The 16,465-nt window shown below is 62.8% G+C and carries 16 protein-coding genes and 1 riboswitch; of the genes, 5 read left to right on the top strand and 11 right to left on the bottom strand.

The features are described from left to right. Positions 1 to 76 precede the first annotated feature (76 nt). The 8 genes from DYL61_RS29625 to DYL61_RS29590 all read right to left on the bottom strand — a co-directional run bounded on the left by DYL61_RS29625 (position 77) and on the right by DYL61_RS29590 (position 7,603). Positions 77 to 1,321: an OprD family porin gene (locus tag DYL61_RS29625; RefSeq protein WP_135311321.1), complete on the bottom strand. Its 1,245-nt coding sequence runs from the start codon at positions 1,319 to 1,321 to the stop codon at positions 77 to 79. A 79-nt stretch (positions 1,322 to 1,400) separates the two neighbouring features. After that, positions 1,401 to 2,786 carry a tripartite tricarboxylate transporter permease gene (locus tag DYL61_RS29620; protein ID WP_193559468.1) on the bottom strand — a complete coding sequence of 462 codons (1,386 nt, stop codon included), beginning with the start codon at positions 2,784 to 2,786 and terminating at the stop codon, positions 1,401 to 1,403. After that, entirely contained in the window at positions 2,786 to 3,271 is a 486-nt protein-coding gene (locus DYL61_RS29615; RefSeq protein ID WP_135311319.1) for a hypothetical protein, read from the bottom strand. The genes DYL61_RS29620 and DYL61_RS29615 overlap by 1 nt, the downstream gene beginning before the upstream one ends. Positions 3,272 to 3,323: 52 nt before the next feature. Continuing rightward, on the bottom strand, positions 3,324 to 3,719 hold the full coding sequence (locus tag DYL61_RS29610; RefSeq protein WP_202978051.1) for a hotdog family protein: 396 nt from the start codon (positions 3,717 to 3,719) through the stop codon (positions 3,324 to 3,326). A 2-nt stretch (positions 3,720 to 3,721) separates the two neighbouring features. Beyond that, positions 3,722 to 4,177 (bottom strand): FAS1-like dehydratase domain-containing protein, encoded by a 456-nt coding sequence (locus DYL61_RS29605; RefSeq protein ID WP_135311317.1) that lies wholly within the window; start codon positions 4,175 to 4,177, stop codon positions 3,722 to 3,724. After that, positions 4,174 to 5,400 (bottom strand): CaiB/BaiF CoA transferase family protein, encoded by a 1,227-nt coding sequence (locus DYL61_RS29600; RefSeq protein WP_135311316.1) that lies wholly within the window; start codon positions 5,398 to 5,400, stop codon positions 4,174 to 4,176. Before DYL61_RS29600 ends, DYL61_RS29605 begins: the two co-directional genes overlap by 4 nt. 17 nt (positions 5,401 to 5,417) lie before the next feature. Continuing rightward, positions 5,418 to 6,320, bottom strand: a complete 903-nt coding sequence (locus tag DYL61_RS29595; protein WP_135311315.1) for a hydroxymethylglutaryl-CoA lyase — start codon at positions 6,318 to 6,320, stop codon at positions 5,418 to 5,420. Then, a complete protein-coding gene (locus DYL61_RS29590) occupies positions 6,317 to 7,603 on the bottom strand; it encodes a hydroxymethylglutaryl-CoA reductase, degradative (RefSeq protein WP_135311314.1) in 1,287 nt (428 codons plus the stop codon). Before DYL61_RS29590 ends, DYL61_RS29595 begins: the two co-directional genes overlap by 4 nt. A gap of 135 nt (positions 7,604 to 7,738) precedes the next feature. Between DYL61_RS29590 and DYL61_RS29585 the strand changes: the two genes are divergently transcribed. Together DYL61_RS29585 and mntP are read left to right on the top strand one after the other, a co-directional pair. Then, positions 7,739 to 9,118: an aminotransferase-like domain-containing protein gene (locus DYL61_RS29585; RefSeq protein WP_135311313.1), complete on the top strand. Its 1,380-nt coding sequence runs from the start codon at positions 7,739 to 7,741 to the stop codon at positions 9,116 to 9,118. A 30-nt stretch (positions 9,119 to 9,148) separates the two neighbouring features. Further along, positions 9,149 to 9,317, top strand: a riboswitch (yybP-ykoY riboswitch). Positions 9,318 to 9,330: 13 nt separating this feature from the next. Further along, on the top strand, positions 9,331 to 9,894 hold the full coding sequence (mntP, locus tag DYL61_RS29580) for a manganese efflux pump MntP (RefSeq protein WP_135311312.1): 564 nt from the start codon (positions 9,331 to 9,333) through the stop codon (positions 9,892 to 9,894). A 516-nt stretch (positions 9,895 to 10,410) separates the two neighbouring features. Here the strand turns inward: mntP and DYL61_RS29570 are convergent. Further along, complete coding sequence (locus DYL61_RS29570; protein ID WP_135311311.1) at positions 10,411 to 11,478, bottom strand: NAD(P)-dependent alcohol dehydrogenase; 1,068 nt, start codon at positions 11,476 to 11,478, stop codon at positions 10,411 to 10,413. Between the two features lie 148 nt (positions 11,479 to 11,626). Between DYL61_RS29570 and DYL61_RS29565 the strand changes: the two genes are divergently transcribed. Beyond that, entirely contained in the window at positions 11,627 to 12,445 is an 819-nt protein-coding gene (locus tag DYL61_RS29565) for an alpha/beta fold hydrolase (RefSeq protein ID WP_135311310.1), read from the top strand. A gap of 162 nt (positions 12,446 to 12,607) precedes the next feature. On the opposite strand, the gene DYL61_RS29560 is transcribed toward DYL61_RS29565, so the two are convergent. Together DYL61_RS29560 and DYL61_RS29555 are read right to left on the bottom strand one after the other, a co-directional pair. Then, entirely contained in the window at positions 12,608 to 12,994 is a 387-nt protein-coding gene (locus tag DYL61_RS29560; protein ID WP_135311309.1) for a DoxX family protein, read from the bottom strand. Positions 12,995 to 13,075: 81 nt separating this feature from the next. Continuing rightward, on the bottom strand, positions 13,076 to 13,951 hold the full coding sequence (locus tag DYL61_RS29555; RefSeq protein ID WP_135311308.1) for a LysR family transcriptional regulator: 876 nt from the start codon (positions 13,949 to 13,951) through the stop codon (positions 13,076 to 13,078). 112 nt (positions 13,952 to 14,063) lie between these two features. Between DYL61_RS29555 and DYL61_RS29550 the strand changes: the two genes are divergently transcribed. Together DYL61_RS29550 and DYL61_RS29545 are read left to right on the top strand one after the other, a co-directional pair. Then, positions 14,064 to 15,296 carry a YbfB/YjiJ family MFS transporter gene (locus DYL61_RS29550; RefSeq protein ID WP_135311307.1) on the top strand — a complete coding sequence of 411 codons (1,233 nt, stop codon included), beginning with the start codon at positions 14,064 to 14,066 and terminating at the stop codon, positions 15,294 to 15,296. Further along, positions 15,293 to 16,279 carry an NAD(P)H-quinone oxidoreductase gene (locus tag DYL61_RS29545; RefSeq protein ID WP_135311306.1) on the top strand — a complete coding sequence of 329 codons (987 nt, stop codon included), beginning with the start codon at positions 15,293 to 15,295 and terminating at the stop codon, positions 16,277 to 16,279. The genes DYL61_RS29550 and DYL61_RS29545 overlap by 4 nt, the downstream gene beginning before the upstream one ends. Positions 16,280 to 16,465 lie beyond the last annotated feature (186 nt).

Here is a 16,465-nt window from a genome sequence, read left to right as displayed (position 1 = left end):
CTGGCATTAGGGCAAGCCCCCTCCCACATTTTGAATGGAGTCAGACACAGAAGTTGGGGCCGCTCGAAGGCCGTGTTTACAGCAACGACAACGGGTAACTGATGATCAACCGGTTCTCATCAAACTCATTGGTGCTGAAGTCACGGCGCAATGTGGAATTGCGCCAACGCACATTCAGGTTCCTGGCCGGACCGCTCTGTACCACATAGGCCAGTTCCGATTCGCGCCCCCACTCTTCGCCATCGGTAACCGCACCCACATGCGCATGGCTGCCCCGGATATACCGGGTCATCAACGTCAACCCCGGCACACCCTGGGCGGCAAAGTCATAGTCGTAGCGCAGTTGCCACGAGCGCTCCTTGGCCGCGTCGTAGCTGGAGTTATAGCTGTCGTTGGCCAGGCTGGTGCCGGCGGTGCCATTGACGCGCATCCAGCCGTTGTCGCCGGACAGGCGTTGCAGGCCCACATAAAACGTGTGTGCGCCGGTCCTGGCCGAGAGCATGGCCGACAGCGCACGGTTGTCCAGGGTGCCGGCGCGGGCACTGCCGTTTTCTTCGCCAGAGAAGTACCCAAGGTTTGCACCCAGTACCCAACCGCCTACGGGTTGGCTGTGGATCAGGTTGAAATAGCGTTGCTGGTAGATATCCGCCAATACCGAATACCAGGCGCCGACCTGGGTTTTCTTGTCGTTGAACTGGTATTCGGCACCGCCGAAGTTGAAACGGTCGGACGTGGCATCCGGGCGGCCGCCCATGAACATGTCATCCATGCTTGCATCGTTGCGCGGGCTGTTGGCGCGAAACTGGCCGCCGTACAGGGTCAGGCCGCTGATTTCCTTCGAGGTGACCTGCGCGCCGCGAAAGGTCTGGGTCAGGGAGCGGCCATCGTCCGAGCGCAATACCGGCAACGCCGGGGCCCACTCGCCGGCCTTGAGTTCGGTGTTCGACAGCTTGGCTTTCAGCGCAATGCCAAGCCGACCAAAATCGTCCGCCGGGCGGCCATCGTCATGCACCGGCATCAGTTGGGTATTGGCCGTGCCCTTGCCGCCGTCGAGCTTCACCGAGTACAGCCCCAGCACGTCCACGCCAAAGCCGACCAGGCCTTCGGTATAGCCCGAGCGGGCATCGAGGATAAAACTCTGGGTCCATTCCTCGGCCTTGGCCTGGGGGTAGTTGCCGTTGACGAAGTTGCGGTTCAGGTAAAAATTGCGCAGGTTCAGCGAGGCCTTGCTGTCGTCCAGGAAGCCCTCGGCATGACTGCTGCCGGCGGTGAGGGCCAGGCACGTGAGGACGACGGGGTTGGAGCGCAAAAGGATCTTCATTTTTATTATTCCTTTTTGGGAGGCGAACGCCTCCCGTCGCAGATACCGGGTATCTGCTGGCGTGTTGGGATGGAGGGGTTTAGTTGCCGGTCAACGCGATGATCGCGGGCACCGTGAGCACTGCCGTGTAATAACCCATGAACTGCACGCCAATGTTGAAACCCAGGAAGCGCGCCAGGAACCCGCCGAGCAAACCGATGGTGACAATCACCATCAGCCCCAGCAGCCCGCCTTCCCAGATACCGATCACCAGCACCAGGCCGATAAAGGTGGCGATCACTGCCTCATGGCTGATCTTGCGTACCACGAACGCCGCCGCGCCGTGGGCGAAGTTCATGGTGAACGGGTACGCCACCAGGATCGCCACGATCACCGCCAGCATGCCGTAGCCGAGGAACTCCCAGTTGTTGAGCAGGTTATGCAGGTTGTTGATCTCGCCCGTGGCGTTGTCGACGAAAAACCGTGGCGGTGCGTTGAACAGCGGCGCCGCAGGACCGGCGGCCACCGGGCTCAAAGGCAACCCGAACGCCATCAGCGGGATCAGGGTTTCAGCGATATAGGTGGACTCGGTGACGCCGTTACGCGCGGTGATCACGGTGGTCAGGCGGTCGTAGGCCTGCTTGATCCGCGAGCCGATCACCTCGCCCATGATCACCGTCATTGCCACCGGGCTGAACACGAATGTCGCACTGGAGACACTGGCAGCCATGGCCGTGACACGCACCTGGCGCGGGTTGATGACCTTGAACGGGTTCGGGAAGTAACCGCTCCAGCCTTTCACATCCGGGGCCAGGGAGAACACTCGATAATGGTCACGGCGCATGCGCTGGCGTTCGCCGGGGGCCAACAGGGAAAACAGCGAGGCAATCAACGGCGCCACGGCGATGCCGAGGAAGTAACTCACCGACAGCTTCACACCGTATTGGCCAGTCAACGCCTGCAACGCCACGATCACCACCACAAATGGCACCAGCGCCAGCACTGCCGCCCAACGCCCGGCGGAGAAGTAGGCAATGGTGAACGCCGCACACAGGAACACCCACGGTGCGAACTGCTTGATCACCGTACCGAACGGCGCCAGCAACACGGCGAACAGCACCGACAACGGCACCGCGATCAAGGCCGCCACCGCGCCACCGGAGATCATTTTGCGCAGGGCGATATGCGGCACGCCGAGTTTGCGCAGGTAATTGGCGTCCGCCAGCAACGCCGTGGCCGAGGTGTCGCCGGGAATCCCCAGCAGCGCGGTAGGCACGGCGTGGGTCATGTGCTTGGCCACCGCGCCAGCCAGGAAGAACGTCAATACGCCAGCAGGTGGCGCGCCGAGCAGCACCACCAGCATGGTCAGCGGGGCCAGGGTGGTGGTTTCGTCGGTGCCGGACACCAGGCCGATGGCAGCGAACACCACTGCCCCCAGCAGCCCAAGGGCGAACGCCATCATGATTTCGTGCAATAAGGCTTCCATCACCCGCGCCCTCCGCTGAGGCTGGCGGTAAGCACCGGTGCCGGCCTGTCACGCACGCCGTCCTCACGGGCCTGGGCCTCGCGGAACAGCTCGTACAGTTCCAGCTCGCGCAGTTCCGCAATCACTTCGGGCGACAGGTCTTCCAGACGCCCGAGGCTGCCGTACTCCTTGAGCAGGTCGGCCACCACCTGTTCACGAAAACCTTGATCGGCGTGGTTTTCCTGCACATCGCGCTTGGGTGGGAACAGCTTGGCGCTGATCGCCCCTCCGGCCAGGCAGCCGAGAATGCCGATCAACATGGCGTAGGCGCGGGCCATCTGCGTCGATTCCACCACGTAGTGCAGCAGGTGCTGCGCGGCAAAATATGCCCCCAGGCTGACCACTGCGCCAATGCCGATGGACAGTGCCAGATGGCGGCCGTCGATGGTGTCGCCCCAGACCTCGTACAGGTGTTGCTTGTCCGGCGGTAAAAGAGGTTGTTGCATGGTGCCCTCCGGCCCTTTCGGGCTTGTTGTTTTTATAGGGGGGTGACGCATTTCAGGCACGGCGCACCTTGGCGCGGCCCACGGTGGTGGCCTGCCCGTGTTGGTTGACGATGCGCAAGCTCAAGGTGACCTGGAGCGCCTCGACCGACTCGATTTCGCCGCAGGCGGTGAGCACATCGCCGACATACGCCGCGCGACGGTTGCTGTACTCGAACGCCAGCAGTTCATCGGCGGCGCCCATCCAGTCGTAGAGCAATTGGGTCAGCCAGTCACCCTGCAAGGGGCCGTCCACCAGCAATGCCGGATGCCCTTCGCTTTGCTGCGCGTAGGCCAGGTCGTAATGGATGCGATGGGCGTTCCAGATTGCAGCGTTATACAGGAACAACTGCACCGTACCGGGTGTGTAGTGACGCTCAGGCAGGGCCTGGCCGACTTCAACGTTAGCCATGATTACCTCGCTATCCGGGTCAGGTATTCGATCACCCGCGGTTCGCCGGCTTCGCTTTCAAAACGGTTTTCGAACACCAGGAAAATCAGCGGCCCTTCCGCGCCCTGTTTCTCGTGGATATCCACCAGCGTTTGGCGGCACACCAACACGTCGCCCGGATAAATGCGCCCATGCACCTGATAGCGACTGCCACCGGCCAGGATGCGCTTGAGCGGCAATTCCGGCAGCAACGGGTTGTCGGGGCAATGGCCGTCTTCGCGCAACTGGTCCAGAGGCAGTACCGGCATCAGCACGCTGAACAGGAACATCAGCGGCGCTTCGTCACCGGCGAGAAACCGCGCCTCGCGTTGGCCAGTGGCCACGGCATACTTGCGGATGTCATTGCGGCTGACCTCAAAGCGCACCGGCGGCAAGCTCAGGCCGATGCAGTTTTTGATCGGTGGGGTGAGCAGGCTCAAATCACACCTCGGGCGACCAGTTCATCGTATTGGGTTTGATCCAGCCCCAGCCATTCGCGATAGATCTGCGGGTTGTGCTGGCCGACCGCAGGGGCGCTGGCGCCCTTCTCCAGGGTGCCGCCGGACAGTTTGATCGGGTTGCCGAACACCTCGAACTGCGCGCCCTGGCATTCGACGCTGACCACCATGTCACGCTCGCGCACATGAGGGTCGGCGACCACTTCGTCCATGCTTTTGATCGGTGACAGTGGGAAGCGGTCGCCGGTGAGGGCTTCCAGTTCGGCCTTGGTGTACGCCGCGCACCAGCCTTCGACGATGGGCTTGACCCGGCGCAGGTAGGTGGCTTGCTCGAAGCGCTTGGCCATGGTGTCCAGTTCCGGGTCGCTGGCCAACTCAGGCGTGCCGAACGCCTGGCACGCCTCACGCCAGAACTTGTCGGTGTAGGCACCGAAGAACACGAAACCGTCCTTGCACGCATAGCGCCCATAGGGTTTGACGAACGGATGACCGTTGCCGGTGGGGCCAACCACTTCGCCGGTTTCGGTGTAGGTGACCAGAGCGTTTTCGGTCAGGGAGATAATCGAGTCCTGCTGGGACACGTCCACCAACTGCCCGTGGCCGCTGCGTTCAGCCTCACGCAGCGCGCCAAGGGTGCCGATAGCGGCATACAGCGCGGCCGACAGGTCACCCAAAACCGTACCGACGCGCATCGGCTCTTCCACGGTGCCATTCATCGACCATAGCCCGCCGGATGCCTGGGCACTGCTGTCGAATGCCGGTCGCGATGAGTTGGGGCCGTGTTGCCCAAAGCCACTGATGGCGGTGAACACCAGCGCCGGGTTGACGGCTTTCAACACCTTGTAGCCCAGCCCCAACTTGTCCATGGTGCCGGGCCGAAAGTTCTCGATGACGATATCGGCCTTGGCCACCATCTGCAGAAACGTGGCCTTGCCATCCGGGTGCTTGAGGTCCAGGCACACAGCCTGCTTGTTGCGGTTGAACTGGGCGAAGAAACCGCTGACCGGCGTCGCGGCGCTGCGGCTCATGGGCGGGAATTCACGGGTCAGGTCCGGGTCGTTGGGGTGTTCGATCTTGATCACGCTGGCGCCCATGTCTGCCAGCAACATGGCGCAATAGGGACCGGCGACCACGCGGGTCAGGTCAAGGATGGTCACGCCCTTGAGCGGGCCGAAGCTGGCCAACGTGTGAGTGAGAGGGCTCATGGTGTCTCCGCTTATTGTTATCGGATGCGTGCGCGCAATGCCTTGGCGACCCGCGATTCACCGCTGCGTTGCAGCTGGCTATCAATAAAGACGCCTACCTCGATCAATTTTGCAAGGTCGACCCCGGTCGCGACGCCCTGCCCTTCAAACAGGTACACCAGCTCTTCGGTGGCGACGTTGCCGGTGGCACCCGGTGAATACGGGCAACCCCCCAACCCCGAGACCGAGCTGTCGAACACCCGCACCCCGGCCTGCCACGCCGCCTGCACATTGGCCACGGCCATGCCGTAGGTGTCGTGGAAATGCCCGGCCAGGGCCGTGACGGGCACCGAACCGGCGCACGCTTCGATCAACCGGTGCGTCGCCTCCGGCGTGCCGGTGCCAATGGTGTCGCCCAAACTGATTTCGTAGCAGCCCATGGCGTACAGCGCCTGAGTGACCGCCACCACTTGGGCGACGGGCACCGCGCCGGTAAACGGGCAGCCCAGCACACAAGAGACGTAGCCCCGCACTGCAACGCCCTGCTCCAGGGCCTTGGCCAGCACCGGTTCGAATCGCGCCAGGCTCTGGGCAATCGAGCAATTGATGTTCTTTTGCGAGAACGCCTCGGACGCCGCCGCAAACACCGCCACCTCGCGGCAACCGGCGGCCAGCGCCATGTCCAGGCCTTGCAGGTTGGGCACCAGGGCGGTGTAGGTCACGCCGGGGCGTTGGCCGACACGGCGCAACACCTCATCAGAACCGGCCATCTGCGGCACCCAGCGCGGCGACACGAATGCGCCGGCTTCAATGGTGCGCAAACCGCAATCGGCGAGGCGTTCCACCAGCGCTACGCGGGTGTCCACCGGCAGGCAACGGGCTTCGTTCTGCAAGCCGTCCCGCGCACCCACCTCCACCAGCCTGACGGCGTCCATGCTCATTGCCCGCGCTTTTCAAGCAACAGTGCCTGGGCGCGGTCGGCGCGCACATCGTGGGTCGCGACCATGCGTTCCACCAGCCATTGCACTTCATCACCGCGAGCACCGGCCGACAACGCCACGTTGCGCGCATGCAGCGCCATATGCCCACGCTGGATACCTTCGGTGGCCAGGGCCCGCAACGCGCCGAGGTTCTGCGCCAGGCCGACGGCGACGGCGATTTCACCCAGCTCCTGGGCGCTCTTCACCCCCAGAATGCGTAGCGAAAATTGTGCCAGCGGGTGGGTCTTGGTGGCACCGCCGACCAGTCCCAACGGCATCGGCATTTCCAGCGTACCGACCAAATGGCCCTGGCTGTCTTTCTCCCACGTAGTCAGCGAACCGTAGTGCCCGCTGCGGCAGGCATAGGCATGGGCACCGGCTTCCACGGCGCGCCAGTCATTGCCGGTGGCGACTACCAGCGGGTCGATGCCGTTCATGATGCCTTTGTTGTGGGTGGCCGCGCGGTATGGGTCGATGGCGGCGAAGGTGTAGGCGTCGATCACGCCTTCGATCACCTCCTCACCGCTGTACTCGGTGGTGGCCAGGTGTTGCGGGGCGATGCGCAGTTGGGCGCGGGCCAGGCGCAGGTCCGCCAGGTTGGACAGGATGCGCAGGCGTACCTTGCCGCCGGTGAGGCGCTCCATCAGCGGCGCCACGGCTTCGGCCATGGTGTTGACGGTGTTGGCGCCCATGGCGTCGCGCACGTCGACAATCAGGTGCGCCACCAGCATTGGCCCGCGTGGGCTGTCGGCAAAGGTGTGCACTTCGATGTCGCGGCAGCCACCACCAAGGGTGTTCAGCAGTTGGTCCTTGCTGTTGGCCATGGCGATGATTTCGTCCTTGTTGCGCAGCAGGCTCAAGCGCGCATTGAACGGGTCGCTGATGCCGATGATCTGCACCTGGGCGCGCATCAGCGGTGCACTGCTGGAGGTCTGGAAGCCGCCAGCCGGGCGGGTCAGCTTGGCCATGAACGAGGCGGCGGCGACCACCGAAGGCTCTTCCACCACCAGCGGGATCACCACGTCGCGGCCATTGATGCGGAAGTTACTGGCCACGGCGTAAGGCAGTTCGAACTTGCCGACGACGTTTTCGATCATGCCGTCGGCGATGTCCAGCGGCAGCGCGCCGGCGTCACGCAGCAGCGCAACATCTTCGCCGCTCAGGCCGAGCAAGGCTTGCAGGTGTTCAAGACGTTGGCTGGGGGCCAGGCTGCGAAAGTTGGGCAAGCGGGAATCAATCGACATTCAGGGGCTCCTCAGGGAGTCATTTGTTATTGGATGTCGCCAAATTGCCCCATCTGTAGCCTTGAAAGAAGGTACAGTTTTGCCGGACAGTTCGCCGACTGTACCCATAAACAAGAACCCACGAGGAATTGCAGCATGTCGCGCCCTACCCTCGCGCAACAGGTGGCCAGCGCCATCGCCCAGCAGATTACCGATGGCGCACTCAAGGCCGGCGAGAAGCTGCCGTCGCTGCGCGAATACATGCGATTGCATGGGCATTCGAAGAACACCGTGATCACCGCCTACGAGCACTTGGCCGCCGAAGGGCTGGTGGAGGCACGCCATGGCCAGGGCTTTTTCGTGATCAAGCGCGTGGCCCACACCAGCGAGGAAGAAGACAGCCTGCCGTACAACCGCGCCCTGGACACCATCTGGATGATGCGCCAGCAGTTCGTGCGCGACCCCGGCCATTCCCACCTCGGCGAAGGCTTCCCGCCGGTGGAATGGCTGATGGACATGCGCCTGGACAAGTTCCACCGCCAAGTGGTGCGCGCCGGCGTCACCACACTGTTTCGCTATGGCACACGCCTGGGCAACGCCGGGTTGCGCGCGCGACTGGTGCAGAAACTCGCTGGTTACGCGTTGCCGGTTTCACCCCGGCAATTGGTGACCACCCTGGGCGCCAACCACGCCATGGACCTGATCATCCGTCGCTACCTCAACCCCGGCGACCCTGTGCTGGTGGAGGACCCCGGTTACTACCCGCTGTTCGGCAAACTGCAATTGCAGGGCGCGCGCATGTTCGGCGTGCCCCGCGAGCCCGACGGGCCGGACCTGCACGCGCTGGAACAACTGATCAAGGCCCATCGCCCGCGCCTGTTTTTCTTGCAGTCCATCGGCCACAACCCCACTGGCTCCGACCTGTCGCCGGCCAAGGCTCACCAACTGCTGCGCATTGCCGAGACCTACGACCTGCTGTTGGTGGAGAACGACGCGATGGCCGACTTCAAGCCCAGCTCGGCGATCAAGCTGTCGGCGCTGGACCAGCTCAACCGCACGTTGTATGTGGGCAGTTTTTCCAAATCGGTCTCGGCGGCGCTCCGCGTGGGCTTTATCGCCGGCAGCAAGCAGCGCGTCGAAGAGCTGGCGGATATCAAGATGATCCTGCACAACAGCGGCGCCGAGTACAGCGAGCGCACCCTCGACGTGATCCTCGGCGAAGGCCAGTTCCTGCGCCACCTGTCACGCCTGCAAGACCGCCTGCGCCACGCCACCGCACGTGGCCTGGACCTGCTCGATGAACTCGGCGCCGAGGTGTTCTGCCGCCCGGAACAGAGCCTGTACCTGTGGGCACGCTTCCCGCGTATCGAGGACGCCAATGCCCTCACCCGCCACTGCCTGGCCCAAGGGGTGATGCTGGCGCCGGGGTCGATCTTCTCGACCCAACCCAAAGAGGTGTCACCCTGGACTCGGCTGAACGTGGCTTACCTGGACGACCCGGTGTTCTGCCGCATCATCCGCGAGCTACAGGTTTAACGAAATTTTCATGTTTGCCCCCCTATGATCGCCCACCTCGTTGGGGAGTAACCGGCTTCTGACCCTGTTGGAAGCGTTCGTATCAACATATTCGGCAACCTGCCGTGGTACGAACATCGCTTTGCGGTTGGTGAGACCAGCGACACTTTCATGCCTAAAGTCGGGCGCGTGGAGGTGTCGTTGTGTCCCATAGCCCGACTGGAAGCCCTACCGTGAATCCCATTTCCTTGATCCTCCTGGCCCTGGCCATGTCCACCGACGCCTTTGCGGCGGCCATCGGCAAAGGCTCCAGCCTGCACAAACCCCGCCTCACCGAGGCCCTGCGCGCCGGCCTGATCTTTGGTGTGATCGAAGCCATTACGCCGATGATCGGCTGGGCCATCGGCCATGCGGCCACCCGCTGGGTGGAAGATTGGGACCACTGGATCGCCTTTACCCTGCTGGTCGCCCTGGGCCTGCACATGATCTACAACGGGTTGAAGGCCGATGATGAAGAGGTCGAAAAACCGACCCAGCATTCGTTCATGATCCTCGCGGTGACGGCCTTCGCCACCAGCATCGATGCGCTGGCGGTGGGTGTGGGCCTGGCGTTTGTCGATGTGAATATTCTGGTGGCATCCGCCGCCATCGGCCTGGCGACGATGACCATGGTGACCATCGGCATGATGCTTGGGCGGGTGCTCGGTACCATCGTGGGCAAACGCGCCGAGATGATCGGCGGTGTGGTGCTGATGTTGGTGGGTGCGACGATTTTGTATGAGCACTTGTCTGCTTAAAGCCAACACAAAGCTAATGTGGGAGGGGGCTTGCTCCAGATGAGGGAGTGTCAGTTAACAAATTTGTAGCTGACACTCCCTCATCGGGGGCAAGCCCCCTCCCACATTTGTCCCTCATACATCAGGTAGATAGTGGTTTGCTCTGGCTCTGGCTCTGGCTCTGGCTTTTGATCTTGATTTTGATCTTAGTCGCCCCGTTAAACCACGCTGGCCGAACGCAGGCTTGAATCCGTGGGTAACCCGGCAGGACGCCGGGTTAGCCGTCCTGGGCCATGGATGGCCCATGACGGCGGCCCACGGATTCAAGCCGGAGTGAGGGAACGCCGAGCCTAGGCGAGGCGCCGAGTGGTGGGGCGAAGGCCTTTTGCTTACTTTTGGGCCTTTCCAAAAGTGAGCCGCTGTAAGAGCGGAACCCTAAGTCGCCGTTACCTAACTAACGGATATGTACACCGATCGACCGCCATCGGGGGCAAGCCCCCTCCCACAGGAGATCTACAGTGATGTTGAGACCGTGTCTCAGGCAGCGTGGCGCTCTTTTTTCAGGCTGTTCATATCGATCACAAACCGATACTTCACATCCCCCTTGAGCATCCGCTCATACGCCTCATTGATGCTCTGGATATCAATCATCTCGATGTCCGAGACAATCCCGTGCCTGGCACAAAAATCCAGCATGTCCTGGGTCTCCTGAATCCCGCCGATCAACGAGCCCGCCAGGCTGCGGCGCTTGAAGATCAGGTTGAACACCGTGGGCGATGGGTGCGGGCTGTCCGGCGCACCGACCAGGGTCATGGTGCCGTCGCGCTTGAGCGCGTTAAGAAACGCATCCAGGTCATGCGGCGCAGCAACCGTATTGAGGATGAAGTCCAGGCTGTTGGCGACCGTGGCCATCTCGTCGGCATTCTTCGACACCACCACCTGATCGGCCCCCAGGCGCAGACCGTCTTCACGCTTGTTGGGTGAGGTGGTGAACAAGGTGACATGGGCGCCCATCGCATGGGCGATCTTCACCGCCATATGCCCCAGGCCACCCAGGCCGACCACGCCGACCTTTTTGCCAGGGCCGACCTTCCAGTGGTGCAGCGGCGAATAGGTGGTGATGCCCGCACACAGCAACGGCGCAACGGCGGCCAGGTTGGCATCATCGTGGGAGATGCGCAGCACGAACTTCTCCTTGACCACGATGCTGTCGGAATAGCCGCCAAAGGTGTTTTCACCGCCGAACACCGGGCCGTTGTAGGTGCCGGTGAAGCCGTTTTCGCAGTACTGTTCTTCACCCTCGGCGCAGGATGGGCAGTGTTGGCAGCTGTCGACCATGCAGCCGACACCGGCCAGGTCACCCACCTTGAACTTCTTCACATTCGCGCCCACCGCCGTGACGCGGCCGACGATCTCGTGGCCGGGCACCGACGGATACAGGGTGTTGTTCCACTCGTTGCGCGCGGTGTGCAGGTCGGAGTGGCAGACGCCGCAATAGAGAATGTCGATCTGCACGTCATCCGCCCCCGGCGTGCGGCGCTCGAAGGTGTAGGGCTTGAGGGCGTCTTTGGCGTTCTGCGCGGCGTAGCTGTAAGTCTTGGCCATTTCGTTCACCTGTGTGATCTGACATGAGAGGTCAGTGGACCAGCATAGACGCTGAACCGTTCAACCGAGCACACCGGTACAAGCCCTTCGTCCGGTTTGTCACCATAGTGAGCTAGAGTTTTCCCCTCACCCACCGAAGGAGTTTTCCATGAGCACATTCGTTGCCAAAGACGGCACCCAGATCTACTTCAAGGATTGGGGCAGTGGTAAGCCCGTATTGTTCAGCCACGGCTGGCCGCTGGATGCGGACATGTGGGAATACCAGATGGAATACCTGAGCAGCCGCGGTTTTCGCACCATCGCCTTCGACCGCCGCGGCTTCGGGCGTTCGGACCAACCGTGGACCGGTAACGACTACAACACCTTCGCCGACGATATCGCCCAGTTGATCGAACACCTGGACCTGAAGGACGTGACCCTGGTGGGCTTCTCCATGGGTGGCGGCGACGTGGCGCGCTACATCGCCCGCCATGGCAGCGCCCGTGTGGCCGGCCTGGTGTTGCTGGGGGCGGTGACGCCGATCTTCGGCCAGACCGCCGATTACCCGCAAGGCGTACCGGCCGAGGTGTTCGACGGCATCAAGGCCGGTTTGCTCAAGGACCGTGCGCAGTTCATCTCCGACTTCAACACGCCGTTCTTCGGTATCAACAAGGGCCAGGTCGTCTCGCCGGGTGTGCTGACCCAGACCCTGCAGATCGCCTTGCAGGCGTCCCTCAAGTCGACCGTCGATTGCGTCACCGCGTTTGCCGACACCGATTTCCGCCCGGACATGGCCAAGATCGACGTACCGACCCTGGTGATCCACGGCGATGGCGACCAGATCGTACCGTTCGAGACCACCGGCAAAGTGGCCGCCGAGATGATCAAAGGCGCTGAACTGAAAGTCTACAAGGACGCGCCACACGGCTTCGCCGCCACCCATACCCAGGCGTTGAACGAAGACCTGCTGGCGTTCCTGAACCGCTGATTCACCCACAAAAAAGCACCACCATTTGTAGTGAGCGGGCTTGCCCCGCGCTGGGTGGCGAAGCCGCCCCAAATCCATACGGCTCGGTTCTACTGATACACCGAGGCGCCTGGGTTTAGGGCGGCTCCGCCACCCAGCGCGGGGCAAGCCCGCTCACTACAATCAAGTAAAACGCTGGCTCAGCACCAGGCGCCCCGGCCCGCTGATCAGCAGCGTGGTGAAAATGATCAGCAGCAACCAGCCGAACTGCGCTTCAAACAGCGTCCACTCCGGGTGCACCACCACCAACGCAATCAACAGCACGCTCAGAATCGGCAGGCACGCCAGGCGCACCAGCACCCCGGTGATGATCAACAGCGGGCACAGTACCTCGGCGAAAATCGCCAGCAACAACGTAACGGTCGCGCCCAGGTGAAACGGGTCTTCGATCAGCTTCAATTGCTCGGTGTAGTTGAGCAACTTGGGCAACCCGTGCACCCACAGCAGGAACAGCGCCCCGCTGACCCGCAAGAACAATAGCCCCAAGTCCTGATGTTTCGATTCGTTCATATGCGCTCCCCGTGGATTGACCCTCTAACCGGTCAATTCTGACGACGACGGCGCACGCAAGATTGCAACTGTGTGCTGACCTCACTCCCCCGTACCGGCAAACGCGGCGACGATCTCATCAATCACCACCCGCACCCGTGCGGTGTGGCGCAGGTCGGCGTGGGTCACCAGCCACACGTCATAGGGCGTGGGCCGCACGCGTTCTGGCCACAGGCGCACCAGCCCGTCGCGCTCGCCGGTGTACACCGGGATTTCGCCGATACCGATGCCGGCAGCGATGGAGCGACGCACCAGCAGGCTGGAACTCAAGGCCGCGACGATGCGCCCCCGGCCAATAGGCTCGGACACCAGCGCCAGGTCCTTCTGGCTTTGTAGATACGGTTGGTAGACCACCAGGTCGTGGCCTTCGAACGAGCTGCCGGGCTGCGGCGAACCGTGGCGGTCGATATAGCCTTGGGAGGCAAACAGGCCCACCGGCCAACGGGCGATGCGGCGGGCGATCAGGTCGGGGTTGTCCGGGCGCTGGTTGCGCACGGCAATATCCGCTTCGCGCTTGGCCAGGCTGAGCAGTTGGGTGGAAGCGTCCAGCTGCACGCGTATGTCCGGGTGCTTGTCATGCAGACGGGCAATGGAAGGGATCAGGAAGTCGATGGCCAGGGAGTCGGTGGTGCTGACGCGCACGGTGCCGGTGAGGCGATCGTCCAGGCCCTGGATCTGACGCTCCAGGTCGAGTGCCGAGCGCTCCATTTTTTCCACTGAGTGCAACGCCGCCTCGCCCACGGCGGTGAGGGCATAACCCTCGGAGGTGCGCAGAAACAACGTCGCGCTCAAGGACTTCTCCAGCGCATTGATGCGTCGACCGACCGTGGCCTGGTCCACCCCCAACACCCGCGCGGCACCGCGCAGCGTGGATTCGCGGCAAACCGCCAGGAACACCCGTGCATCATCCCAATTCATGTTTTTCTCCACCGCTGCGAATATGCATCACCATGATGCTAACTCGCAGCATTATTGCATCAGAAAACCTGGATATGCTGGGCACCAGAGAAAAATACCCAGGACAGCCATCATGCTCGACACTCACGCATCACCCCGCAGCGCGGTCTGGCTGCCCATCTTCGCCGGCCTCTGTGCCAGCCTGGTCAGCATCGGGCTGGCGCGGTTCGCCTATACGCCGTTGATCCCCAGCTTGATCCAGGCCCACTGGTTTTCCGCCAGTGACGTGGTGTACCTCGGTGCCGCCAATCTGGTGGGCTACTTGATCGGCGCGCTGATCGGTCGGCCCATTGCCCAGCGCACCTCCAATAAAACGGCATTGCGCCTGATGATGGTGGCGGTGACCCTGGCGTTCTTCGCCTGTGGCTTCCCGCTGTCGGTGACGTGGTTCTTCGGCTGGCGCCTGCTGTCGGGCATTGCCGGTGGCGCGATCATGGTGTTGGTAGCCGCGACTGTGCTGCCCCATGTACCGGCTGAACGGCGGGGCCTGGCCAGTGGCGCGATCTTTCTCGGCATCGGCCTGGGCATTGCCGGCTCCGGCACACTCGTCCCACCGTTGTTGAGTCTGGGCTTGCAGCAGACCTGGTTCGGCCTGGGCCTGTTGGCCGTGGTGTTGACCGCCGCCAGTTGGTTCGCCTGGCCGACCGGTGCGCAGCATGAGGCACCGCTGCCAACGGGTACTCCAGCACCAACGCCCTCCGGTGTGTACCTGTTGTTTGCGCAATACGCCTTTATGGCGGCGGGCCTGGTGCCGGCCATGGTGTTCCTGGTGGACTATGTGGCCCGTGGCTTGGGTGACGGCGCGCACATTGGCGCGATGATCTGGGTGATGTACGGCCTGGGCTCGATTGTGGGGCCGGTCACCTACGGGTTCCTGGCCGATAAACTCGGTGCCCGCGTGAGCATTCGCGTGGTGCTGGTGGTACAAGCGATCGCGGTCGGGCTGTTACCGTTTGCCGGCTCGTTCACCGCCCTCGCGGTGCTGGCAGTGATCCTCGGTTCCTTCCCGCCGGGCATCGTGCTGCTGGCACTGGCGCGGGTCCACGAGTTGCTGCCCAACCATCACCAACAACAAGTGGCCTGGAGCCGCGCTACCGTGTCGTTCGCCACGTTCCAGGCGCTGTCCGGCTTTGCCTACTCAGCCCTGTTCAACAGCAGCGGCGGGCAACATGCCCTGCTGTTCATGATTGCATCCGGGGCGATTGTGGTCGCGTTGCTGCTGGAACTGGGCATGCGCTTGCTGAACCGTCGACCGCTCGCTACGGTCCCAACCCATACGTTCACCCCTACAGGACTCGCACAATGACCCTGCCAACCGACATGACCCTGATCGAAATCACCACCCCCGGCGGCCCCGAGGTGCTCAAGCCGCGCCAGGTGCCGGTGCCCTCCCCGGCAGCTGGCGAAATCCTGATCCGCGTGCACGCCGCCGGGGTCAACCGCCCCGACGCCCTGCAACGGGCAGGCACCTACCCGATGAAACCCGGCATGAGCCCCTACCCCGGCCTGGAAGTGGCCGGAGAAGTGGTGGCATTGGGTGAAGGCGTCAGCGCCTACGCCCTCGGCGACAAGGTCTGCGCGCTGACCAACGGCGGCGGCTACGCCCAATACTGCACGGTGCCCGTTGGTCAGGCGCTGCCGATTCCCGAAGGCATGGAGTGGATTCAAGCCGCCGCGATCCCGGAAACGTTTTTCACCGTGTGGGCCAACCTGTTCGGCCTCGGCGGCGCCCATAAAGGCCAGCGCGTGTTGATCCACGGCGGCACCAGCGGCATCGGCACGACCGCGTTGATGCTGTGCCGCGAGTTCGGTATCCAGGCGTTCTCCACTGCCGGCAGCGAAGAAAAATGCGCAGTGATCCGTTCGTTGGGTGCCGAGGCGATCAACTATCGCGAGCAGGATTTCGTCGAGGTCATTGGTAAGCAAGGCGTGGACGTGATCCTCGACATCATGGGCGGCTCCTACCTCAACAATAACCTCAAGGCCCTGGCCATGGACGGACGCGTGGTGCTGCTGGGCTTCCTCGGCGGCGCCAAGGCCAATGACGTGGACTTGCGGACCATCCTCGGCAAGCGCGCAAACATCACCGGCTCGCTGTTGCGTCCGCGTACCAGCGAGGAGAAAGCCGCGATTGCCCAGCAACTGCGCGAGCATGTATGGCCCGCGCTGTCCGCCGGGCGTTGCCTGCCGATGATTGACCAGGTGTTTGACTACACCGAGGCGGACAAGGCCCATGCGCGAATGGAAGGTGGGGAGCACATTGGGAAGATTGTGTTGCGAGTGATCTGACACCACCACAAATCCAATGTGGAAGCTGACTTGTGTGGGAGGGGGCTTGGTGGTGTGACGGTTTCTCGAGCCTGGAACAAAGCCAAATGTGGGAGGGGGCTTGCCCCCGATAGCGGTGGTTCAGCTTGCATATGTATCGGCTGACACTCAGTCATCGGGGGCAAGTCGAATCGTCGCACCGCCCCT

This window comes from Pseudomonas nabeulensis, assembly GCF_004682045.1.
GTDB classification, from domain to species: Bacteria; Pseudomonadota; Gammaproteobacteria; order Pseudomonadales; family Pseudomonadaceae; genus Aquipseudomonas; species Aquipseudomonas nabeulensis.
Note: the sequence above shows the minus strand (reverse complement) of the source record. Positions and strands in the feature narration are given on the sequence as shown.

What these genes read in the sequence shown, in the direction of transcription:
- DYL61_RS29545 (WP_135311306.1), top strand. Translation starts at nt 15,293, where the DNA reads ATGACCCTGCCAACCGACATGACCCTGATCGAAATCACCACCCCCGGC.
- DYL61_RS29620 (WP_193559468.1), bottom strand. Translation starts at nt 2,786, where the DNA reads ATGGAAGCCTTATTGCACGAAATCATGATGGCGTTCGCCCTTGGGCTG.
- DYL61_RS29625 (WP_135311321.1), bottom strand. Translation starts at nt 1,321, where the DNA reads ATGAAGATCCTTTTGCGCTCCAACCCCGTCGTCCTCACGTGCCTGGCC.
- DYL61_RS29565 (WP_135311310.1), top strand. Translation starts at nt 11,627, where the DNA reads ATGAGCACATTCGTTGCCAAAGACGGCACCCAGATCTACTTCAAGGAT.
- DYL61_RS29595 (WP_135311315.1), bottom strand. Translation starts at nt 6,320, where the DNA reads ATGAGCATGGACGCCGTCAGGCTGGTGGAGGTGGGTGCGCGGGACGGC.
- DYL61_RS29560 (WP_135311309.1), bottom strand. Translation starts at nt 12,994, where the DNA reads ATGAACGAATCGAAACATCAGGACTTGGGGCTATTGTTCTTGCGGGTC.
- DYL61_RS29615 (WP_135311319.1), bottom strand. Translation starts at nt 3,271, where the DNA reads ATGCAACAACCTCTTTTACCGCCGGACAAGCAACACCTGTACGAGGTC.
- DYL61_RS29550 (WP_135311307.1), top strand. Translation starts at nt 14,064, where the DNA reads ATGCTCGACACTCACGCATCACCCCGCAGCGCGGTCTGGCTGCCCATC.
- DYL61_RS29555 (WP_135311308.1), bottom strand. Translation starts at nt 13,951, where the DNA reads ATGAATTGGGATGATGCACGGGTGTTCCTGGCGGTTTGCCGCGAATCC.
- DYL61_RS29570 (WP_135311311.1), bottom strand. Translation starts at nt 11,478, where the DNA reads ATGGCCAAGACTTACAGCTACGCCGCGCAGAACGCCAAAGACGCCCTC.
- DYL61_RS29585 (WP_135311313.1), top strand. Translation starts at nt 7,739, where the DNA reads ATGTCGCGCCCTACCCTCGCGCAACAGGTGGCCAGCGCCATCGCCCAG.
- DYL61_RS29590 (WP_135311314.1), bottom strand. Translation starts at nt 7,603, where the DNA reads ATGTCGATTGATTCCCGCTTGCCCAACTTTCGCAGCCTGGCCCCCAGC.
- DYL61_RS29610 (WP_202978051.1), bottom strand. Translation starts at nt 3,719, where the DNA reads ATGGCTAACGTTGAAGTCGGCCAGGCCCTGCCTGAGCGTCACTACACA.
- DYL61_RS29600 (WP_135311316.1), bottom strand. Translation starts at nt 5,400, where the DNA reads ATGAGCCCTCTCACTCACACGTTGGCCAGCTTCGGCCCGCTCAAGGGC.